General features: G+C 70.9%; 22 protein-coding genes. 9 read left to right on the top strand and 13 right to left on the bottom strand.

What is annotated here, in order from left to right; genetic code table 11:
* Window positions 1-24: 24 nt before the first annotated feature.
* Together ACZ5CR_RS09020 and ACZ5CR_RS09015 are read left to right on the top strand one after the other, a co-directional pair.
* Complete coding sequence (locus ACZ5CR_RS09020) at window positions 25-1,491, top strand: purine-cytosine permease family protein (RefSeq protein WP_468855166.1); 1,467 nt, start codon at window positions 25-27, stop codon at window positions 1,489-1,491.
* Complete coding sequence (locus tag ACZ5CR_RS09015) at window positions 1,488-2,468, top strand: PfkB family carbohydrate kinase (protein ID WP_468855164.1); 981 nt, start codon at window positions 1,488-1,490, stop codon at window positions 2,466-2,468. Before ACZ5CR_RS09020 ends, ACZ5CR_RS09015 begins: the two co-directional genes overlap by 4 nt.
* A gap of 152 nt (window positions 2,469-2,620) precedes the next feature.
* Here the strand turns inward: ACZ5CR_RS09015 and ACZ5CR_RS09010 are convergent, their stop codons facing one another.
* The 7 genes from ACZ5CR_RS09010 to ACZ5CR_RS08980 form a co-directional block, all read right to left on the bottom strand.
* On the bottom strand, window positions 2,621-3,175 hold the full coding sequence (locus tag ACZ5CR_RS09010) for an arginine repressor (RefSeq protein WP_389911987.1): 555 nt from the start codon (window positions 3,173-3,175) through the stop codon (window positions 2,621-2,623).
* Between the two features lie 7 nt (window positions 3,176-3,182).
* Window positions 3,183-4,391, bottom strand: a complete 1,209-nt coding sequence (locus tag ACZ5CR_RS09005; protein ID WP_468855161.1) for an acetylornithine transaminase — start codon at window positions 4,389-4,391, stop codon at window positions 3,183-3,185.
* A complete protein-coding gene (argB, locus tag ACZ5CR_RS09000) occupies window positions 4,388-5,353 on the bottom strand; it encodes an acetylglutamate kinase (protein ID WP_468855159.1) in 966 nt (321 codons plus the stop codon). The genes ACZ5CR_RS09005 and argB overlap by 4 nt, the downstream gene beginning before the upstream one ends.
* Window positions 5,350-6,504: a bifunctional glutamate N-acetyltransferase/amino-acid acetyltransferase ArgJ gene (argJ, locus tag ACZ5CR_RS08995; protein ID WP_468855156.1), complete on the bottom strand. Its 1,155-nt coding sequence runs from the start codon at window positions 6,502-6,504 to the stop codon at window positions 5,350-5,352. Before argJ ends, argB begins: the two co-directional genes overlap by 4 nt.
* Window positions 6,501-7,529, bottom strand: coding sequence for an N-acetyl-gamma-glutamyl-phosphate reductase (gene argC / locus ACZ5CR_RS08990; protein WP_468855153.1), 1,029 nt, complete (start codon window positions 7,527-7,529; stop codon window positions 6,501-6,503). Before argC ends, argJ begins: the two co-directional genes overlap by 4 nt.
* Before the next feature lie 69 nt (window positions 7,530-7,598).
* Window positions 7,599-8,681 carry a MerR family transcriptional regulator gene (locus ACZ5CR_RS08985; protein WP_468855151.1) on the bottom strand — a complete coding sequence of 361 codons (1,083 nt, stop codon included), beginning with the start codon at window positions 8,679-8,681 and terminating at the stop codon, window positions 7,599-7,601.
* Between the two features lie 23 nt (window positions 8,682-8,704).
* Entirely contained in the window at window positions 8,705-9,376 is a 672-nt protein-coding gene (locus ACZ5CR_RS08980; protein ID WP_468855148.1) for a HEAT repeat domain-containing protein, read from the bottom strand.
* Between the two features lie 201 nt (window positions 9,377-9,577).
* Here ACZ5CR_RS08980 and ACZ5CR_RS08975 point away from each other — a divergent pair, with 201 nt between their 5' ends.
* From ACZ5CR_RS08975 to ACZ5CR_RS08965, 3 genes are all read left to right on the top strand, one after another.
* Complete coding sequence (locus ACZ5CR_RS08975) at window positions 9,578-10,051, top strand: VOC family protein (protein ID WP_468855145.1); 474 nt, start codon at window positions 9,578-9,580, stop codon at window positions 10,049-10,051.
* A gap of 107 nt (window positions 10,052-10,158) precedes the next feature.
* Window positions 10,159-11,145, top strand: a complete 987-nt coding sequence (locus ACZ5CR_RS08970; RefSeq protein ID WP_468855142.1) for an aldo/keto reductase — start codon at window positions 10,159-10,161, stop codon at window positions 11,143-11,145.
* Between the two features lie 88 nt (window positions 11,146-11,233).
* Window positions 11,234-11,683 carry a DUF6314 family protein gene (locus ACZ5CR_RS08965; RefSeq protein WP_468855139.1) on the top strand — a complete coding sequence of 150 codons (450 nt, stop codon included), beginning with the start codon at window positions 11,234-11,236 and terminating at the stop codon, window positions 11,681-11,683.
* A 99-nt stretch (window positions 11,684-11,782) separates the two neighbouring features.
* Here the strand turns inward: ACZ5CR_RS08965 and ACZ5CR_RS08960 are convergent, their stop codons facing one another.
* Window positions 11,783-12,232: a GNAT family N-acetyltransferase gene (locus ACZ5CR_RS08960; protein ID WP_468855137.1), complete on the bottom strand. Its 450-nt coding sequence runs from the start codon at window positions 12,230-12,232 to the stop codon at window positions 11,783-11,785.
* Window positions 12,233-12,296: 64 nt separating this feature from the next.
* Complete coding sequence (locus ACZ5CR_RS08955) at window positions 12,297-13,742, bottom strand: aminotransferase-like domain-containing protein (RefSeq protein WP_468855135.1); 1,446 nt, start codon at window positions 13,740-13,742, stop codon at window positions 12,297-12,299.
* Here ACZ5CR_RS08955 and ACZ5CR_RS08950 point away from each other — a divergent pair.
* Together ACZ5CR_RS08950 and ACZ5CR_RS08945 are read left to right on the top strand one after the other, a co-directional pair.
* Entirely contained in the window at window positions 13,741-14,712 is a 972-nt protein-coding gene (locus tag ACZ5CR_RS08950; RefSeq protein WP_468855133.1) for a DMT family transporter, read from the top strand. The genes ACZ5CR_RS08955 and ACZ5CR_RS08950 overlap by 2 nt on opposite strands.
* Before the next feature lie 106 nt (window positions 14,713-14,818).
* Complete coding sequence (locus tag ACZ5CR_RS08945; protein ID WP_383271618.1) at window positions 14,819-15,013, top strand: DUF1918 domain-containing protein; 195 nt, start codon at window positions 14,819-14,821, stop codon at window positions 15,011-15,013.
* Window positions 15,014-15,032: 19 nt separating this feature from the next.
* Here the strand turns inward: ACZ5CR_RS08945 and ACZ5CR_RS08940 are convergent, their stop codons facing one another.
* Window positions 15,033-16,265: a glycoside hydrolase family 10-like protein gene (locus tag ACZ5CR_RS08940; protein ID WP_468855130.1), complete on the bottom strand. Its 1,233-nt coding sequence runs from the start codon at window positions 16,263-16,265 to the stop codon at window positions 15,033-15,035.
* A 180-nt stretch (window positions 16,266-16,445) separates the two neighbouring features.
* Between ACZ5CR_RS08940 and ACZ5CR_RS08935 the strand changes: the two genes are divergently transcribed.
* A complete protein-coding gene (locus tag ACZ5CR_RS08935) occupies window positions 16,446-17,306 on the top strand; it encodes a 3-hydroxybutyryl-CoA dehydrogenase (protein ID WP_383271622.1) in 861 nt (286 codons plus the stop codon).
* A 250-nt stretch (window positions 17,307-17,556) separates the two neighbouring features.
* Window positions 17,557-17,814: a hypothetical protein gene (locus tag ACZ5CR_RS08930; protein WP_468855129.1), complete on the top strand. Its 258-nt coding sequence runs from the start codon at window positions 17,557-17,559 to the stop codon at window positions 17,812-17,814.
* Here ACZ5CR_RS08930 and ACZ5CR_RS08925 read toward each other — a convergent pair.
* The 3 genes from ACZ5CR_RS08925 to ACZ5CR_RS08915 form a co-directional block, all read right to left on the bottom strand.
* Entirely contained in the window at window positions 17,811-18,353 is a 543-nt protein-coding gene (locus ACZ5CR_RS08925) for an NUDIX hydrolase (protein ID WP_389911945.1), read from the bottom strand. The genes ACZ5CR_RS08930 and ACZ5CR_RS08925 overlap by 4 nt on opposite strands.
* 124 nt (window positions 18,354-18,477) lie before the next feature.
* The gene (locus ACZ5CR_RS08920; protein WP_468855127.1) at window positions 18,478-19,827 is read right to left on the bottom strand and encodes a transcriptional regulator; all 1,350 of its coding nucleotides are present in this window, start codon (window positions 19,825-19,827) and stop codon (window positions 18,478-18,480) included.
* A 268-nt stretch (window positions 19,828-20,095) separates the two neighbouring features.
* Window positions 20,096-21,085: a PP2C family protein-serine/threonine phosphatase gene (locus tag ACZ5CR_RS08915; protein WP_468855519.1), complete on the bottom strand. Its 990-nt coding sequence runs from the start codon at window positions 21,083-21,085 to the stop codon at window positions 20,096-20,098.
* Window positions 21,086-21,299: the final 214 nt, after the last annotated feature.

Genomic DNA, 21,299 nt, shown 5'->3' with positions numbered 1-21,299 from the left:
CGTATCGCGCAAGGAGGTCCCGTCATGACCGCTTCGACGAAGAACGTGTCGGTCGGCACCGTAGAGACCCGAGGGATCGAGCCGGTCCCCGACAGTGAGCGTCATGGCCATGCGGGCCAGATGTTCTGGACCTGGTTCGCCGCCAACATCTCGATCCTGGGGCTGCCGCTCGGCGCGACGCTCGTCGCCTTTCGCGGACTGAACATCTGGCAGGCCGCGCTGGTCGCGATCGTCGGTGCGTTCGGCTCGTTCGCGCTGGTGGGAGCGTTGAGCCTGGCGGGCAAGAGGGGCGGCGCACCCGCCCTCACGCTCTCCCGCGCGGTGTTCGGGCAGCGCGGCAACGCGGGGCCGACACTGGTCTCCTGGCTGAGCCGGGTCGGCTGGGAGACGATCACGACGACCACGGCGGCGTACGCGCTGCTCGCCCTCCTCGGGGTGGCCTTCGACGTCGACCAGAACTCCTTCCTGACCGTCCTGTGCCTGCTGGTGTTCATCGCCTGCACGCTGCTGATCAGCGGCCTCGGGCACGCCACGATCATGTGGATCAACAAGTGGGCGACAGTCCTTTTCGGTGTCCTGAACCTGATCGTGATGGGCTTCCTGGTCGCGACCGTCGACTGGTCGAAGGTCCTCGAAACCCCGGCGGGCCCGAGCAGCGGCGTCATCGCGGGCATCGGCTTCATCGCCGCGGGCACGGGCATCGGCTGGGCCAACGCCGGTGCGGACTACGCCCGTTACCTCCCGCGTTCGATCCCGGGGCGCCGCCTGGTCACCGCGTCCGCCTTCGGCGCGGGCATCCCGCTCGTCCTGCTCATCTCGCTGGGTTCGCTGCTCACGGCGGGCGACCCCTCGCTCGCCACCTCGTCCGACCCGGTCTCCGCGATCAACGCGATGCTGCCGTCCTGGATGGCGATCCCGTATCTGATCGCGGCCTTCGGCGGCCTGCTGATGTCGAACCACCTGTCGACGTACTCCGCGGGCCTCACCATGATCACGCTGGGTCTGCGGGTGCCGCGGGCCTGGGCCGTGGTCATCGACATCGTGCTGATGTTCCTCGGCGGCATCTACTTCATGCTGATCGCGGACGACTTCTACGGCCCGTTCTCCACCTTCCTCACGCTGCTCGCCGTGCCGATCTCCGCCTGGATCGGCGTGATCGCGGTCGACATGATGCGGGGCCGCGACTACGACTCCGACGCCCTGATGAACACCTCGCGGACCAGCGGCTACTGGTACACCGGCGGCTTCCGCCTGCCCGCCGTGCTCGCCTGGGTGGCGGCGATCGTGTCGGGGTTCCTCTTCACGACCGCCGGGACCGGCGCGGACGACGTGTGGTTCTCCGGGCCGCTCGCCGACACCTGGCCGGGCGTCAACGGCCTGGGCTGGGCGGTCTCGATAGGGGTGGGCGCGGCGGTGTACGCCGTCTTCGGCCGACGCGGTCCGACGACAACCGCTGCTTCCTCCCCCGCACTTGAGGAGTCCGTCCGATGAACGCCCACGCCACTCCATCGTCTTCCCCCCGCCTCGTCCTCGCGGGGAACGTCATCGCCGACCTCGTCATCGAGGTCCCCGCGCTGCCCGAGCGGGGCGGCGACGTGATCGGCTCCCGTACGGAGCTGTACGCGGGCGGCGGCTTCAACGCGCTGACGGCGGCGCGGCGCCTGGGGGCCGACGCGGTGTACGCGGGCCTTCACGGGACCGGCCCCTACGGAGATCTCGTCCGCCGTTCCCTCGCCGACGAGGGCATCGCGACCCTGCATCCGGTGCGTACGGACGGGGACACGGGGTTCTGTGTGGCGCTGGTCGATGCCGGGGGCGAGCGGACGTTCGTGACCAGCTTCGGCGTGGACGCGCGGATGACGGCGGCGGAGACGGCTGCCGTCGCGGGGGCGCTGCGGCCGGGCGACACCGTTCAGCTGTCCGGGTACAGCCTCGTGATGGAGGTCAACGGTCCGCTCCTTTCGGCGTTCGCGGCAGCGCTGCCGGGTGACGTCCGGGTCTGCTTCGACCCGGGGCCGCTGGTCGCGGACATCCCCGCCGCCGTCCTGGAGCCGGTGCTCGCCCGGACGGACTGGCTGAGCTGCAATGCGCGTGAGGCCCGCCTGATGAGCGGTCACTCCGAGCCGCGTGCTGCCGCCGCCGCCCTGCGCGGGCGGCTCGCGCCGGGGGCGGGGGTGCTTGTGCGGGCCGACAAGGACGGCTGTTGGCTGGCCGCGCCGGGCTCGGACAAGGTCTCGCACGTGCCCGGCTTCGCCGTGGACGCTGTGGACAGCAATGGCGCCGGGGACGCGCATGTGGGCGCGTTCCTCGCCCTGTTGGGGCGAGGCCTTGATCCCCTCACGGCGGCGCGGGGCGCGAACGCGGCGGCGGCGTACGCGGTGACGCGCCGGGGGCCGGCCACGGCGCCGGGGTCGGCGGAGCTGGTCGCGTTCCTGGGGGATGATCCGCTGGGCGGGGTGCTGGGGTAAGGGCCGTCCCTGCGGGGCTCTCCTGCTGGATGGCCTCGAACGCCGGCCGGGCTGGAACCATCCAGCCCGGCCGAGAGCATTCAACCTGTCCGGCGGCTGAGGACGAACTCGGCGGAGCCGGTGATCAACGGCGCGCAGGGCCCAGGGGCCTGCTAATGCTCGTTCGATGCCAAGCGCAGCAGATGGTCCGCCAACGCCTGTCCCCCGGTAGCCTCCCGGCTGATCAGCATCAGCGTGTCGTCCCCCGCGATGGTCCCGATGATGTCGTGCAGCTCCGCCTGGTCGATCGCCGAGGCGAGGAACTGCGCGGCCCCCGGCGGCGTCCGCAGGACGACCAGGTTGGCCGAGGCCTCCGCGGAGATGAGGAGCTCCGCGGAGAGGCGCCGCATCCGCTCCTCCTTGGCGGACTCGCCGAGGGGCGCACGCGGCGTGCGGAAGCCGCCCTCGCTCGGCACCGCGTAGATGAGATCGCCCTCGGCGTTGCGGATCTTCACGGCGTTCAGCTCGTCGAGGTCCCGCGAGAGCGTCGCCTGCGTGACCGTGAGGCCGTCGTCGGCGAGCAGCTTCGCCAGCTGGCTCTGGGAGCGCACGGGCTGCCGGTTGAGGATGTCCACGATCCGGCGGTGGCGTGCGGTGCGGGTCTGCGGCACGGCGGGCCCGGCGTGATCCGGGTGTTCCACGTGCTCGTTGCCTTGCGCCTGACTCATCGTCGTCTCATTCTCCGGATCGTCCGTCCCCGCCCGCCGCGGTGGCCCGGTCAAGCACGCCGGACAGGGCCCGGAGGAACGCGTCCACCTCGTCGTCGCGCACGTTCAGCGGCGGCATCAGCCGTACGACATCGGGGGCGGGCACGTTGACCAGGAAGCCGGCATCCTGAGCCGCCTGCTGCGCCTGGGGCGCGAGCGGCTCGGTGAGCACGATACCCAGCAGCAGGCCCGCACCCCGGACATGGCCCACGAGGGGGTGTCCGAGTGACTCGATTCCGTCGCGCAGTTTCTCGCCCGCCCGCTTCACGTTCTCCAGGAGTCCGTCGGCCTCGATCGTGTCGAGCACCGCGAGTCCCGCGGCGCAGGCCACGGGGTTCCCGCCGAACGTCGTTCCGTGGTGACCGGGCTTGAGGAGCTCGGCCGCCGCGCCGAACACGACCGTGGCGCCGAGCGGAAGGCCGCCGCCCAGGCCCTTCGCGAGCGTGACGACGTCGGGCCGCACGCCCTCGTGTGCGAGGTACTCGAACCAATGTCCGGTGCGGCCGACTCCGGTCTGCACCTCGTCGAGGACGAGGAGGGTTCCGGTGGCCGCTGTGATCTCCCGGGCCGCCTTCAGATAGCCCGCGGGCGGCACGACGACGCCGTTCTCGCCCTGGATGGGCTCGATGACGACGAGGGCCGTCTCTTCGGTGACCGCCGCGCGCAGGGCCTCGACATCGCCGTACGGAACGTGTGTGACGTCACCGGGCAGCGGCAGGAACGGCTCCTGCTTGCCGGGCTGGCCGGTGAGCGCGAGCGCCCCCATGGTCCTGCCGTGGAAGCCGCCGTCCGTGGCGACCATGTGCGAACGCCCGGTCAGGCGGCCGATCTTGAAGGCGCCCTCGTTGGCCTCCGCGCCGGAGTTGCAGAAGTACACCCGGCCCGCGCGCCCGAAGAGCTGGAGCAGCCGTTCGGCGAGCGCGACCGGCGGCTCGGCGATGAAGAGGTTCGACACGTGGCCGAGGGATGCGATCTGGGTGCTGACCGCCTCGACGATCGCCGGGTGGGCGTGGCCGAGCGCGTTGACCGCGATGCCGCCGACGAAGTCGACGTACTCCTTTCCGTCGGCGTCCCACAGCTTGCTGCCCGCGCCGCGGACGAGGGGCAGCCTGGGGGTGCCGTAGTTGTCCATCAGCGCGTCCTGCCAGCGCCGGGTCAACTCCTCGTTGCCGGTCATGCCACCGCCCCCTCTGTCCGGTTGTCGGGCGCGTCCGGCACGACCATCGTGCCGATGCCCTCGTCGGTGAAGATCTCGAGCAGGATCGAGTGCTGGACCCGTCCGTCGATCACACGGGCCGTCTCGACGCCGTTGCGTACGGCGTGCAGACAGCCCTCCATCTTGGGGACCATGCCGCTGGCCAGCTCGGGAAGGAGCTTCTCCAGTTCCTTCGCGGTCAGGCGGCTGATCACCTCGTCGCTGTGGGGCCAGTCCTCGTAAAGGCCCTCGACGTCCGTGAGGACCATGAGCGTTTCGGCATCAAGGGCCGCAGCGAGTGCCGCAGCCGCCGTATCAGCATTGACGTTGTAGACATGTCCGTCGTCCTGGGAGCGGGCGATCGAGGAGACGACCGGGATGCGGCCGTCCGCGAGCAGGGCCTCGATGGCGCCGGTGTCGATCTCGGTGATCTCGCCGACCCGGCCGATGTCGACCAACTCGCCCTCGATGCGGGGCTGGTGCTTGGTGGCGGTGATGGTGTGCGCGTCCTCGCCGGTGAGGCCGACGGCGAGCGGGCCGTGCTGGTTGAGCAGGCCGACGAGCTCGCGCTGGACCTGTCCCGCGAGAACCATGCGTACGACGTCCATGGCGTCCTCGGTCGTGACCCGCAGGCCCGCCTTGAACTCGCTGACGATGCCGTGCCGGTCGAGGGCCGCGCTGATCTGCGGTCCGCCGCCGTGCACGACGACGGGCCGCAGGCCCGCGTGGTGCAGGAAGACGACGTCCTGGGCGAAGGCGGCCTTCAGCTCCTCGTCGACCATGGCGTTGCCGCCGAACTTGATGACGACGGTCTTGCCGCGGTGCCTGGTCAGCCAGGGCAGCGCCTCGATGAGGATCTGCGCCTTGGGGAGCGCGGTGTGCTTGCGCGCTGTCGGATTGCCGCTCGTACTGCTGGTCGTGTCGCTGGTCGTGTCACCGCTCATGAGGAGTACGCGCTGTTCTCGTGGACGTAGTCGGCGGTGAGGTCGTTGGCCCAGATCACGACCGGATCGGCGGTACCGGCCGCCAGGTCCGCAGTGATCTTGACCTCCCGGTAGCGCATGTCGACGAGGTCGCGGTCCTCGCCCACGCTGCCGTTCTTGCAGACCCAGACGCCGTTGATGGCGACGTTCAACTGGTCGGGCTCGAAGGCGGCCTTCGTCGTGCCGATGGCGGAGAGCACCCGGCCCCAGTTGGGGTCCTCGCCGTGGATGGCGCACTTGAGGAGGTTGTTGCGGGCGATGGAGCGGCCCACCTCCACGGCGTCGTCCTCGGAAGCGGCGTTGACGACCTCGATCCGGATGTCCTTGCTCGCGCCCTCGGCGTCGCCGATGAGCTGGCGGGCGAGGTCGTCGCAGACGGTGCGGACGGCTTCGGCGAACTCGGCGTACTCCGGGGTGACGTGAGACGCGCCGGAGGCGAGGAGCAGCACCGTGTCGTTCGTCGACATGCAGCCGTCGGAGTCGACCCGGTCGAAGGTGACCTTCGTGGCGTCCCGCAGCGCCTTGTCCAGGACACCGGCTTCGAGGTCGGCGTCCGTGGTGAGGACGACGAGCATCGTGGCGAGCCCGGGGGCGAGCATGCCCGCGCCCTTCGCCATGCCGCCGACCGTCCAGCCGTCCTGGGTGACCACGGCCGTCTTGTGCACGCTGTCGGTGGTCTTGATGGCGATGGCGGCCTTCTCGCCGCCGTGCGCGGAGAGTTCACCCGCCGCGCTCTCGACACCCGGCAGGAGTTTGTCCATGGGAAGCGTGACGCCGATGAGCCCCGTCGACGCCACGGCGACCTCGCCCGCGTTCAGGTCGAGCGTCTCGGCGACCTTCTCCGCGGTCGCGTGCGTGTCCTGGAAGCCCTGCGGCCCCGTACAGGCGTTGGCGCCACCGGAGTTGAGGACGACGGCCGAGACGAGACCGCCCTTGACCACCTGCTCCGACCAGAGGACGGGGGCGGCCTTGACGCGGTTGGAGGTGAAGACGCCCGCGGCGGCCAGGCGGGGCCCGGTGTTGACCACGAGGGCCAGGTCCGGGTTGCCGTTCTCCTTGATCCCGGCGGCGATGCCCGCCGCCGTGAATCCCTTAGCTGCCGTCACACTCACGGCGCGACTCCGATCGTAGTCAGCCCGGTGGCCTCGTCGAGGCCGAGGGCGATGTTCATGCTCTGCACCGCGCCGCCGGCGGTGCCCTTGGCGAGGTTGTCGATGGCGCTGATCACGATGATTCGCCCCGCCGCCTGGTCGTACGCGACCTGGATCTGCACGGCGTTCGAGCCGTACACGGCGGCGGTCGCGGGCCACTGCCCCTCGGGGAGCAGGTGCACGAACGGTTCGTCGGCGAAGGCCTTCTCGTAGACCGCCCGCACGGACTCCGCCGTGACGCCCTCCGTCGCCTTCGCGGTGCACGTGGCGAGGATGCCGCGCGGCATCGGGGCGAGGGTGGGCGTGAAGGAGACGGTGACGGGGGTGCCCGCGGCGGCGGAGAGGTTCTGGATCATCTCCGGGGTGTGCCGGTGCACACCGCCGACGCCGTACGGCGACATGGAGCCCATGACCTCGGAGCCGAGCAGGTGCGGCTTGGCCGCCTTGCCCGCTCCCGAGGTCCCGGAAGCGGCGACGATGACCGCTTCGGCCTCGGCGAGCCCGGCGGCGTACGCGGGAAAGAGCGCGAGTGAGACGGCCGTCGGATAGCAGCCGGGCACCGCGATGCGCCGGGACCCTTCGAGGGCCGCACGGGCGCCCGGCAGTTCGGGCAGGCCGTAGGGCCAGGTCCCGGCGTGCTCGCTGCCGTAGAACTTCTCCCAGTCGGCCGCGTCCTTCAGCCGGAAGTCGGCGCCCATGTCGACGACGAGGACGTCCGGGCCGAGCTGCTCGGCGACGGCGGCGGACTGCCCGTGGGGCAGGGCGAGGAAGACGACATCGTGACCGGCGAGGACCTCGGCGGTGGTCGGCTCCAGGACCCGGTCGGCGAGCGGCATCAGATGCGGCTGCAGCGCGCCCAGGCGCTGGCCCGCGTTCGAGTTGCCGGTCAGGGCGCCGATCTCCACCTCGGGGTGGACGAGCAGCAGGCGCAACAATTCACCGCCCGCGTACCCACTCGCTCCTGCCACTGCTGCACGTACCGCCATGGAACCCTCCTCTTGGAGAGCATGACTATACGCAAAGCCGCAGTTTTATGCAATGACAGTCGGGGGCGGTCAGGACGGCTCGCGCAGCCGCAGCAGGTACGTCGCGGTCAGCGCGACGGCACGGTCCTCGTCGTGCGTCAGCTCCACGAGCGCACGCGACGTCCTCGCCCCCGGGATGCCCGCGAGCGCCTGGGTCAGCCGTCCGCGTGCGGGCGCCCCGGTGGCGTCGTGGGCGAGGCGGTCGACGAGCCCGTTCGCGATCCGGTCCGCCACCACGGGATCTGCCACCGCGGGATCTACCTCCGCACGATCCGCCATCGCAGGATCCGCCTCCGCGCAATCCGCCTCCGAGGCGCCGCTCGCCAGCACGCTCAGTACGTCGGCCGCATCGGTGTCGTTCCTTCCCTCCACGATCATGTCGATGAGCGTCGGGACCACATCGGCCGCACCGCGCGCCCCGAGCGCCAGAGCCGCGTGCCCCCGGACCACGGCGTCGGAGTTCCCGAGGGCGTCCCGCAGCCGCGCGGCGGCCTCGTCGCCGGGCAGCTCGGCGAGAGACTGAACGGCACGCTCCCGCACCGCGGCCACCGGTGATCCCAGACCCCGCGCGAGCAGGGCCGGGCCGCCCTCGCCGCCCGACCGCGCAAGGGCCCAGCGAAGGGCCCCGGCCACGTTCGGCTCCGTCTCACCGAGTGCCGCCTCGACCAGGGCCTCCACCGGCACCGGAACCTCGTCGACCGAGGAGAGGGCCGCGCGCTGGCGGGCATCGGGACTCTTCGAGCCGAGGGCCTGGAGCAGCGAGACGACCTGGAGGACGTCCTCCCATCCCGCGGGGTCCGCGGCATCGATCCGGCGCAGCCGCGTGAGCAGCTCGGTCTCGGCCGCGACGCGTTCGCGCGTCTGGAGGATGAGGTCGTCGACGAGCGCCGAGGGGGTGAAGCCGGGGTCGTCGAGCGCGCGCCCGATCTCACGCAGCGAAAGACCCAGCGACCGCAGGCTCTCCACATGGAAGATCCGCCGGATGTCCTGCCCGGAGTACTCCCGATAGCCGGAGCCCGTACGGCCTGACGGCCGCACCAGGCCGAGCGACTCGTAATGCCGGAGCATGCGGGCACTGACCCCGGACCGTCGCGCCACCTCACCGATCAACACGTTCCGTCGTCCCTCCTCCCCTCCTATCGTCCCCCTTGACCGGATCCGCCGAGGGCCACCACGCGCTTCGCCTCCTCGATCGCGCACTCGAATCCGGCGTCCGGGTCGTGCAGCAGCTGTTCCGTGGCGAGCGCGTGCGTGCGCAACGCCGGGTCAGGGGCCGTCGCCGCGGCACGCAGGGCGGGCACGATCACCTCACCCAGCGCGACAAGGGCCCGGCTGAGACTCAGCTGCGTCTCCCGCTCACCGCGCCCGAGCTGCGTCGCGAGGACCGTGGCCAACGCGGGCTCCTCGCCGTCCGGCACGAGCACGACCGCGGCCCGCCAGGCGCTCCGGGCCACCTCGTCGTCGGTGTCGGACAGCAGCGTCCGGGTGATCGCCGGCCACGCCCGCCGGTCCCCGATCTTGGACAGTGTGTGCAGCGCCTGACTCCGGGCCTGCGGACGCTCCGAGCGGACCTCGCGGAGCAGGACCGGCAGCGTCATGGACACCGGATGGCGGGTGAGCGCCCAGGTCAGCGTGTCACGGACGAAGAACTCGGGCTCGATCGCGCATCGCTCGACGAGCTTGTCGACGAAGCGCGGGTCGGGCGCCGTGCCGACCGCCAGAGCAGCTCGCAGCCGCACCGACGAACGGCCGTCCTCCAGCGCGTGAAGTACTCGTAGCGCGTCCGCGTCCTGCGTTGTGGTCGTCATCGAGACCACCTCCTCGGCGAGCAGTGAAGACCTTGTCACCGTGTCAAGGTCAAACAGGGCGATCTGAAGCCCCGCGTCACACGATGAGTCTGTGCGGGAGAAGCCCGATGAGTTTCCGCGGGAGAAGGGGTCAGTACAGACAGCAGGCACACAGACAGACAGGCACACAGACAAGCGCTCCGCCGACGACAGGAGAGAGTCATGCCCCGGATCACGCCCACCCTCTGGTTCGACACGCAGGGCGAGGACGCCGCCGAGTTCTACGTCTCGGTCTTCCCGAACTCGAAGATCACCAACGTCTCCCACTTCGGCGAGGCCGGGCCTCGGCCCGCCGGGACCGTGATGACCGTCGAGTTCGAGCTCGACGGCCGGCCGTACCTGGTGCTCAACGGCGGCCCCCAGTTCACCTTCGACGAGGCGATCTCCTTCACGATCGACTGCGCCGACCAGGAAGAGGTCGACCACTACTGGACGAAGCTCTCCGAGGGCGGCGAGGAAGGCCCGTGCGGCTGGCTCAAGGACAAGTTCGGGCTCTCCTGGCAGGTCGTCCCCTCCGCCATGGGCAAGCTCATGTCCGACCCCGACCAAGGGCGGGCGCAGCGCGCCATGGCGGCCATGCTCGGCATGAAGAAGCTCGACGTGGCGGCGCTCTACGCGGCGGCGGACGGGAAGTGACCACCTCAACGCCCGGCAGCATGGCTTGACTTGGAGTCGACTCCAACTCCTAGGGTCGGAGCCGTCCGCCCCGAACAGGGCATACGGCTCCACCTGGAGGTACCGCCATGACCGGCATTCCCACCCGTCGTCTCGGAGGGCTGACCGTTTCCGCGCAAGGGCTCGGCTGCATGGGGATGAGTCACGCGTACGGCGCCGCGGACGACGCTCAGTCGATCGCGACGATCCACCGCGCCCTCGACCTCGGCGTCACCCTGCTCGACACCTCCGACTTCTACGGCGCGGGGCACAACGAAGAGCTGATCGGCCGCGCCCTTGCCGGACGGCGCGAGCAGGCCGTCGTCGCCACGAAGTTCGGCTTCGCCAACCGGCTCGGTGAACCGCCGATGATCAGGGGCGACGCCGCCTACGTACGCCAGGCGTGCGAGGCGTCGCTGCGGCGCCTCGGGACCGACCACATCGACCTGTACTACCTGCACCGGGTCGATCAGAACGTGCCGATCGAGGAGACCGTCGGCGCGCTGGCCGAGCTCGTCGAGGCCGGGAAGATACGCCACATCGGGCTCTCCGAGGCGAGCGTGCGGACCATCCGGCGGGCGCACGCGGTGCACCCGATCGCGGCGCTGCAGAGCGAGTGGTCCCTGTGGACGCGCGACCTGGAGGCGGAGATCGCGCCGGTCTGCCGGGAGCTCGGCATCGGCGTCGTACCGTTCTCGCCGCTCGGGCGCGGCTTCCTGACCGGTCGGTACACCTCCGTCGACAGCCTCCAGGAAGACGACATGCGGCGCGGGCAGCCGCGGTTCGCCGACGGGAACCTCGAACGGAACCTTTCCATCGTGACCGCCCTGGACGCGCTCGCCGCCGAGAAGGGCGTCACGGCGGGGCAGCTGGCCCTGGCCTGGGTGCAGCACCGCGGCGACGACGTGGTGCCGATTCCGGGCACGCGCCGCGAGAAGTACCTCACGGAGAACCTGGGCGCGCTCGCCGTCGAGCTCTCCGCCGATGAGCTCGCGGCGATCGACGCGGCGGCCCCTGCCGATACGGTCGCGGGGACGCGCTACGACGAGAACAGCCTCGGCCTCGTGGACAAGTAGCCGACAAGTGGCCGCCGCATTGGCCTTCACATTGGCCTTCACATGGCCGAAAGCGGTCTGCGGACAGTCCCGAGTAAAGTACGGAGCCATGAGCGACGCGTACTACGCGGTGCCGGACGTCCTCGCGTACCTGGCCGGTGAGTGGACGGTCGAGCGGACCGCACAGGACCTGGCCGGGAACGCGGAGGGGCACTTCACGGGCACGACGGTGTTCACGCGCCTCGACGACGACGGCGGCCTCCTGCACCACGAGTCCGGCACCTTCGTCTGGCGGGGCACCGCCCGCCCCGCCGAACGTACCCTCCGTTTCCTGCCGGGCGACGCCCCGGCCACCGCACACGTCCACTTCGCCGACGGCCGCCCCTTCCACGACCTGGACCTGCGCACCGGCAGGCACACCGCCGACCATCCGTGCGCGCTCGACCTCTACCGGGGCGAGTTCGAGGTGTACGACGAGGGGCGCTGGCGGACGCGGTGGCGGGTCGCGGGACCCGCCAAGGACCTGATCCTCACGACCGCGTACACGCGGTGGCGATGAGCGCTGAACCAACGCGCATGCGGTGATCGTGGGTGCGCGGCTGTGCGGTTCGAGGCTTCGTCGACAGTACGTACGCGGTCCTCGCGCCCGGAGAACCGCTCACTGCCTGCCCAGCGCCATCCACTTCGCCGGGTCTTCGAGTACACCGAATCCGACCTTCTCGTACACCCCGTGCGCGTCGGCCGTAGCCAGCAGGATCCGCCGCAGACCGCACGGCTCCAGATGGTCCCTGACGGCGGCCACGAGCGCGCTCCCGAAGCCCTTGCCGCGCACCGCCCGGTCGACGTACACGTCGCAGAGCCAGGCGAAGGTCGCCTGGTCCGTCACCACACGGGCGTACGCGACCTGCTCGCCGGAAGCCTCTTCGTAGACCCCGAAGTTGAGCGATCCTGCGATCGCCCTGTCCTGCTTCTCGCGGGGCCGCCCCATCGCCCAGTACGCGTCCGTGGAGAGCCATCGATGGACGCGGGCGGCGTCGAGACGAGCGGCGTCGGTGGAGATCTCGTACCCGGCGGGGAGGGCTGAAGGGGTGTGAAGTGCGTCGGTCATGGCCGCAAGGCTGGCAGGCGCCACGACAGAACGTCGAGCGGATTTCACCCAGCGGGACGCGACCTCAGCCGGACGCCCCCCACACCTCGTCACACGCCGCCCGGAGCCTGCGCACCCCCTCGCCGATCTCCCCCACGCCCGCGACCGCGGCGAAGCTCAACCGCAGGTGGGCCGCCGGGGGTTCGGCCGCGAAGTACGCACGGCCGGGGGCCACCGCGACGCCGGCGCGCAGGGCCGCGCCCACCAGGTCCGTCTCGTTCGTTCCGTCGGGCAGGCGCAGCCACAGGAGGTAGCCGCCCGCGGGGATGTGCGGCAGGGCGAGTTCGGGCAGGTTCAGGCGCAGGGCCGCCGCCATCGCGTCCCTGCGCTCCTTCAACTCGCCCGCCACGTTGCGCAGATGGCGCGGCCAGGCCGGGGAGCCGACCAGTTCGAGTGCCGCCTCCTGGAGCGGTCTGGGCACGAAGAAGTGGTCGACGACCTGGATCGCGCGCAGCCGCTCCAGGACCGGTCCGCGTGCGATGAGCGCGCTGACCCGGAAGCTCGGCGATGTGGCCTTGGTGAGCGAGCAGACGTGCACGACGACTCCGTCGGGGTCGTCGGACTGCAACGGCCTCGGCAGCGGACCCGCGTCCTCGTGGACGAGGCGCCGTACGAAGTCGTCCTCGATGACGAAGGCCCCCGCCTCGCGCGCGATGCGCAGCACCTCGGGGCGGCGCTCCGCCGAGAGCACGGCCCCCGTCGGGTTCTGGAAGAGCGGCTGGCAGACGAACACCCGCGCACCCGTGGCCTTGAACGCCGCGGCGAGCAGGTCGGGACGTACGCCGTCCGTGTCCACCGGCACCGGCACCGGCCGCAGCCCCGCCGCGCGGGCGATCGCCAGCATGCCGGGGTAGGTCGGCGACTCGACGAGGACCGGCGTCCCGGGCGGGGCGAGCGCACGCAGCGCCGTGGTGAGCGCGCTCTGGCCGCCCGCGGTGATCAGCACCTCGGCGGCCGTGATCGCGCCGCCGACGCCCCGCGCGAACCACTCCCGCAGCTCGGGGAGCCCGTCGAGCGGCGGCCTCCCCCACGCGCCGGGCCGCCGTCCGGCACGGGCGAGGGCCGAAGCCATCGCGCGCTCGGGCTGCAGCGAAGGATGCAGATAGCCGCCGTTGAACTCGATGACGCCGGGCGACGGCGCCGCGAGCGTGACCACGACCCCGGAGGCGTCGACCGCGCGCGGCACAAGCTCGGTCGCCACGTCCGCGCTCAGGGTCACCTCCTGCCACGAGGTGTCCCCCGCGGGCACGGCGGCGGCCTGCGGCTCGGCGCGGAAGACACCGGCGCCAGGCCGCGTGACGACCAGACCCTCGGCGGCCAGCTGCCCCAGGGCTCGCGACACGGTCACCGGGCTCACCCGGAACCGCTCGACAAGGGCTCGACTCGACGGCAGCTTTCCACCTGGAGAGTAGCGGTCAAGCTCGTCCCGCAACTGCTTTGCCAGCTCATCCACGCTGCTACTCTCGTACATGACAGCACAGGATAGCGCTACTCGCCCGAGCCCGATAGCAGTCACGACGGTTACCGACACGGCTGGCACGACAGGCACGGCAGGCACGGCTGGCACGGTCGCGGGCAACAGCTCCCGCCGCAGCGGCACCGTCATGGCCGCACTCGGCGTCATCGCCTTCTCGCTCACCTTCCCCTCGACCGCCTGGGGCCTCGAGGGCATCGGCCCCTGGTCGTTCGTGGCCCTGCGCGGCGTCCTGAGCGCGGTCATAGCGGGCGGCGCCCTGCTCGCCCTGCGCGTCCCGCCGCCCGCGCGCCGCCACTGGGCCGGGCTCGCGGTCGTCGGCGCCGGAGTCGTCATCGGCTTCCCGCTGCTCACCACGCTCGCCCTGCAGACCTCCACCACCGCCCATGCCGCCGTGGTCGTCGGCCTGCTTCCGCTGACGACCGCCGTGTTCTCGGCGCTGCGTACAGGGGCACGGCCCTCGCGGATGTTCTGGGTGGCGGCCCTCGCGGGCGCGGCCGCGGTGATCGCGTTCACCGTGCAGCAGAGCGGCGGCGCCCTGACGACCGCGGACCTCTACCTCTTCGGCGCGCTCCTCATCTGCGCGGCCGGTTACACCGAAGGCGGCCGCCTGGCCCGCGAGATGCCGGGCTGGCAGGTCATCGGCTGGGCGCTCGTCCTGTGCCTGCCGCTCGCCTCGATCGGCGCGGCACTCGCCCTCCAGCACGAGACCTTCCAGCTCACCGGACACAGCACCGCCGGGCTCCTCTACTCCGCCATCGGCTCGCAGTTCCTCGGCCTGGTCGTCTGGTACCGGGGCATGGCGGTGATCGGCGTCCCCAAGGCCAGCCAGCTCCAGCTCGCACAGCCGCTGCTCACCCTGGTCTGGTCGGTGTTCCTGCTCGGCGAGCACCTCACGCCCGCCGCACCGCTCACCGCGGCCGCCGTCCTCGTGTGCATCGCGGTCACCCAACGGGCGCGCGGTTAGGGCCTCTCGCTACAGGGGCCGACGGCCAGGACTCAGCTTCCGCCACCGGACGTAGACTTGCGGCCACGGACAGCAACCGCAGGGTGGGACGAGGAGGTCGCTCCAGATGCGTGCAACCGTAGGCGACGAGCTGGTGCTGCACGGCAGGACCGTCGGGCAGCACGACCGGATCGGGGAGGTCGTCGAGGTGCTCGGCGCGGACGGCGGACCGCCGTACCGCGTCCGCTTCGAGGACGGTCACGAGACGCTGATGTCACCGGGCCCCGACACCGTCGTACGACACCAGGACCCGGCTCAATAGCTCCCGGGCCGGGAGCGGATCAGCGGGGCGGCTTGACCGGCTTCCGGTAGTGGTCGGCGACCACGCGCGCCATCGCACCGTTCTTGTCCACGCCCACTTCCTTCGCCGAGAAGTACACGTGCCCGCGCGCCTGCGGGAACCCCTTGGCGTACGTGAGGTGGCGGGAGAGCTCGGCCGGGTCCTGCCAGGGCGCGGGCTGCGCCGGATCGCCCGCCTTGTAGAGGGCCTCGCCCACGTAGAGCCGCACACGCGTACCGCTGACGACATCGGCCCACCACGGCAGCAGCTTGCCGTAGTCCGCGACGGTGAAGCCGATGTTCCAGTAGAGCTGCGGGCAGATGTAGTCGAGCCAGCCCTTCTTGACCCAGCCGCGCGTGTCGGCGTGCAGGTTGTCATACGTCTGTACGCCCGCCTGGGTGTCCGAACCGAGCGGATCGGTCGAGGCGTTGCGCCAGACCCCGAACGGACTGATCCCGAACTGCACGTGCCCCCGCACCTTCTTCACCCGCGTCGCCATCTCGCGCACCAGGCGGTCGATGTTGTCGCGGCGCCAGGCGGCCCGGTCGGGGAAGCCGCCGCCGTAGCGCGCGAAGGCGTCGCCGTCGTCGAAGACCTGCCCGGCGACGGGATACGGGTAGAAGTAGTCGTCCCAGTGCACGGCGTCGATGGCGTAGTGGCGGACGGCGTCGAGCATCGCGTCCTGGACGAAGCGCCGCACCTCGGGCAGGCCCGGGTTGTAGTACAGCTTCCCGCCGTACGGCACGACCCAGTCGGGGTGCAGCCGGGCGGGGTGCGTCGGGACGAGGCGCGAGGGGTCCGTGTGGTTGGCGATACGGAAGGGGTTGAACCAGGCGTGCAGTTCGAGGCCCCTGCGGTGCGCCTCGGTCACGGCGGTGCCCAGCGGGTCCCAGCCGGGATGCTTGCCCTGCACGCCGGTGAGACACTCCGCCCACGGCTCGTACGGCGAGGGCCACAACGCGTCGGCGGTGGGGCGCACTTGGAAGACCACGGCGTTCAGTCTGCGCCGGACGGCCGTATCGAGATGACCGATCAGCTCGGCACGCTGCTGGGCCGCCGTGAGGCCGGGCTTCGACGGCCAGTCCCGGTTGGCGACGGTCGCCAGCCACATGCCCCGCAGCTCACGGCGGGACGGCGCGCGCTCGGGACCGGCCGCGGCGTCCCCCGCCGCTGTGAGCCCCGTCACCATCGTGGCCGCCGCAATCGTGAACCCTCGGCGTGACATACGCCTCATCCGCTCGCCCCCTGGGCTGCTATATCCGCCGGAACGGCAGTCTGTAGGGGACAGCATGCCCGACCCGGCCCGTCACGCACCGGAGGTTCCGGAGTAACCTTCGCCGCTGGGGCAGACGCCGCAACCGTACGGGGGGCTGCCCGCCCGTTGATCAGCGAAAGGCACGAGGTGACCGACTCTATGCCCGACATTGAACGCGTCGGAGTAGTGGGCTGTGGCCAGATGGGCGCCGGGATCGCGGAGGTCTGCGCCCGCTCCGGACTCGATGTGAAGGTCGCCGAGACCACCGGCGAGGCCCTGGAGATCGGCCGCACCCGGCTCTACAACTCGCTCTCCAAGGCCGCCGAGCGCGGCAAGATCTCGGACGAGGAGCGCGACGAGACGCTCGCCCGGCTCAGCTTCACGACCGACCTCGGGGAGTTCTCCGACCGCGACCTCGTGATCGAGGCGGTCGTCGAGAACGAGGCGGTCAAGACCGAGATCTTCCAGGTGCTCGACCAGGTGGTGACCCGGCAGGACGCGATCCTCGCCTCCAACACCTCGTCCATCCCGCTGGTGAAGCTGGCCGTCGCGACGTCCCGCCCCGACGCGGTCATCGGCATCCACTTCTTCAACCCGGCCCCGGTGCAGCAGCTCGTGGAGCTGATCCCCGCGCTCACGACGTCCGAGGGGACGATCAGCCGCGCGCAGTCCATGGTCGAGAAGGTGCTCGGCAAGCACGCGATCCGCGCCCAGGACCGCTCGGGCTTCGTGGTCAACGCGCTGCTCATCCCGTATCTGCTCTCCGCGATCCGGATGTTCGAGTCGGGCATCGCGAGCCGCGAGGACATCGACAACGGCATGGAGCTCGGCTGCGCCCACCCGATGGGCCCGCTCAAGCTCGCCGACCTGATCGGCCTCGACACCGTCGCCTCGGTCGCGGACAGCATGTACGCCGAGTACAAGGAGCCGCTGTACGCCGCTCCCCCGCTGCTCCAGCGGATGGTGGACGCCGGCCGGCTCGGCCGCAAGTCCGGCTCGGGCTTCTATCCGTACGCCTGACAGGTACAGCTGATCCGTACGACTGATACATACGGCTGATACGTACGCCTGGTACGCCTCACACCGGCACCCGGCACTTCGCACCGCACGCGGGCCCGGCACTCGATCGAGTGCCGGGCCCGCGGCGTTCACACACCGTGTGCGCGCTGGGCTCGCATATGCCCTTCGCACACTCTGTCGCCCTGGCCACCAGGCTAGTTGACTTTCTGTGCGCATCAGGGGGAAAACAGCTACAGAATGGAGCCGACTTGTGACCGCCGACCCCGACCTTCGCGTGGTCCCCGAAGAACTCGCCGAGTTACGCCGTAGCTTGGACGTGGGCCTCGCCCGCGTCGACGGACAGCTGGCGTTGCTCACCCAACACGACGAACAGAGCGTCAAGAACCAGGACGAACTGACCGTGCGGATCGCCGCACTTGAACACACACGCTGGCCGCTGCCCGCCCTTCTCGCCCTGACGGCGGTAGGAGCGCTCGCCGTGGCAGTCTGGCAGGCCATCGGTCACTAGTGCGCGTCCTGGCCTAGGCGCAGGTGGTGCAGGAGAAGGAGCGCCGCCGCCATGTTGGCGGCCGGTACTTCACCCCGGCCCACCATGTCAGGGACGAGTTTGAGTGGGACCCACTCACGGCGGTCGGACTCGAAGTCGTCCTCGGGATGACCGATGTAGGTGCACTCATCGGACCAGTAGATGTGGTGCTTGGCGTCGGTGAGCCCATTGGACGGCTCGACACTCATCAGGTGTCGTAACGGGCCCGGCCGCCAGCCGGTCTCCTCCTCCATTTCCCGGGCGGCCGCGTACGCGATGTCCTCGCCGTCCTCGACGACGCCCGCGGCGAGTTCCCAGCCCCAGCTGTCGGTGATGAATCGGTGCCGCCACAGCAGAAGCACTTCGTTGGCCTCGTTGACGACGGTGGCCACGGCCACGGGCCGCAGCTTGATCAGGAAGTGGTCGAGGTGCCGGCCGTCGGGCAGTTCCACATCTGCCAGATTGACCGTGAACCATCGGTTTCCATACACAGTTTGTTCACTTTGTTTCGTCCACTGCACGGTTCTGCCACCTTCCGCCGAGTAGGTGGCAATATCGCAGCAGGAAGATGGTCAGAGCAGCGTGTGAACGGCCCGAGGGTTCAGAGCTCGCCGAGGGTCGTCACCGGCGTACGCGCGGTGCGCATCACAGGGGCACGCGCAGCGCTCCGTCGATGAGTTCGGCCGCCTCGGAGGTGCCCGCACAGTCGCTGCGCACCAGATGTTCCCGCACGGCGCGGAGCCGGTCACGCAGCCGTTGGGACTCCATTCCCCGCGCCTGCTCCGCCATCTCCACCGCCGTGGCCACCGCCTCGTCGGTGTTCCCCTGGCGCAGTTCGATCTGACTGAGCATGGCGAGCCGATGGACCCGGCCCCGGTCATGCGCCGGTGTGTCCACCGCCGCGGCCGCGTGTTCGTACGCCCCCGCGAGGTCGCCGAGACTGAGGAGTGCCTCCGCCACTTGTACGTTGACGAGTCCGGGCTGGACATAGCCGGTCTCGGCCGGCTCGCGTCCGCGCCGGATGCGTTCGGCGGCGACCTCGGCACGCCGGATGCAGGACAGCGCGCTGCTGCCGTCGCCCAGGTGTGCGTACGACTTCGCCTGCATGGCGTAGAGGTCGGAGGCGAGGGCCGGGGTGAGATCGCGCCCCGCGGCGCGCAGCGCGGCCTCCGCGAAGGCGACCGCCTGGCGGTACTCGCGCATGTACAGCGACTGGTTGACGAGGAGCGCGATGACATAGGCGCCAAGGCCCCTGTCCCCGCTCGCCTTCGCGAGCCGCAGGGCCTGGTGGAAGTAGCGCTGGGCCAGGCCGTGGGCGTCCGAGTCGTAGGCACAGATGCCCGCGATGGCCACCAACCCGCCGGTGGATCTGTGCAGTTGGCGTCCCGTCTCGTCCGTGTAGCTGCCGCGCAGCAGGGGCGCGGCCTCGGCGTTGAGGAAGCCGACGATGCGGGTGCGGGTCGCGATGCCGCCGGTCTTGCGGTACATCTGCTCGTAGTGGGCGCGGGCCGCACGCATCATGTCGATGTCGGCCGTGCGCACGGGGTGCCTGCCGCCGCGCGAGACGTCCACGTCCTCGGGAGGGTTCTCCCACTCCCAGACGGGCATCACCGCGGGCGTTCCCGTGACGGCGGGTGCGCCGAGCAGGTGCGGTCGTTGCTGTTCGTCGGAGCGCCACAGCGCGGTGGCCCGCTCCACGAACCCGGACAGGGTCGAGGCCATGGAGCCGAACGCCGCGGCAGGCAGCCCCGGCACTCCGAGGCCGATGTCGTCCAGGGTGACGGTGCGCTGGAGTCGCCCCGCGAGGACTTCACAGATCAGGTCGGGCACCTGGCCGCGCGGGCGCTGGCCCTTCAACCACCGTGATACGGCGGTGTGTTCGTAACGCAGGGCGAGGCCTCGCCTCTTCCCTGCTTGATTGACGTGGGCAGCCAGGCCCGCGTGGGAGATTCCCGCTTCGTCGAGGATCGCGTCGAGCAGGGTATTGGGCTGCATGGAGGCCCTCCGGTGGCTCGTTACGGCCAGCGTAGTAGAGGTGGCTTCACACGGGGTGTGAACGGAGTGCCCGAATCCGGGGGGTGTGCGCTCTGCCGTCACCACTCCTGTCACGCTTGACTGAGATTCCTCACAAGGAGGCCGGCCGGGCCGCCGGCTCCCCCTCATACAGTGCGGCGGCCCTCACTGGCGCCGTCCGCCCCGCTGTCTGCCCGACATTTCCAAGGCGGGGACGGGCGGCGCACGGCCGGCGGAAGCCGACGGTGCGTCATGTCATGGTGTTTTCCCGGCGCACCGTCCCGCGCTGCTGCTGGGGCACCCGTCGACGGTCGTTGCGCAGCACGAGCAGCGCGGCATCGTCTGCGGGCAACCGCCTTGTGTGGCGCAGGAGTTGGGCGTACACCAGGCGGATCACGGTCCGGGGCACGACCGGCGGGACCCGCGCCGCTTCGGTGAGCGCCGCCTGAAGCGGAAAGAACCGTCCTGCCGCGTCCCGTGCATCCTCCATGCCGTCCGTGTGCAGCACGAGGGCCTCCCCCGCGAGGAGTGATCCGCAGTGCAGCACGGGCAGTTCGGCGGGGAGCGGGAACGGGCCGAGCGGCGGCAGCGGCTCCCCGCCCACGACCGGCTCGGCGCGCCCGCTCAGGCGGTACGGCCAGGGGTGACCGCAGTTGAGCGCGGTCATCTGGCCATCGGGGCCGATCTCCATCAGGAGTACGGTGACGAACTCCTCGACCACCGGACTCTCCGGAGCCGCCACCCCGCTCGCCGGATGCTCGGCCCTCGACCGCTCCCGCAGGTGCCGGCCCAGGGAGCGCTCCAACTTTCTCAGGACGTGCGGCAGTTCGGGCTCCTCATGAGCCGCCTCTCGGAAGCTGCCGAGCACGGCGGCGGCCGTACCGATGGCGGTCAGGCCGTGCCCGCGCACGTCACCCATGACGACGCGGACGCCGTGGTCGGTGGCCACCACCTCGTACAGATCGCCGCCGACGGAGGCGCCGCGTGACGCGGAGAGCTGCCCGGCCGCGACCGTGAGGCCCTCGACGCGTGGCGGCAGCGGGCGCAGCAGGACGTTCTGCGCGGCGCCCGCGACCTCACGGAGCTGACGCAACTCCCGCAGCAGCATGGCGCGAACGTGAAGGAGCAGACCTGCGCCGACCGTGAGGAACACCGCGCTGCTGACGATCCGCCCTTCGAGGCTCTCCTCCCGGGCGAGCGGGCAGACGAGTCTGTACGTGACGACGACCGCGCCCCACACCACCGGCAGGCCGAGGTTGAGAACGCGCCGGATCCGCGGCGGGTCCACCCGGGGCGCCTTCGTCCCGGCCCTCGCCCGGAGCCTGGTCCGGATCCTCGCCCGGAGCAGTGCCCGGCGGGAAGTTCCAGCCCTGATACCGATCATGCCGATGGCCCCCCTAAGGCCCTGCTCAGCGTGCAGACCGCGCACCGCGCGGATCACTGCCCGGCGGCCG

The sequence above is a fragment of the Streptomyces sp. NPDC031274 genome (genome assembly GCF_055570235.1).
This window is presented reverse-complemented; position numbering and strand designations above follow the sequence as displayed.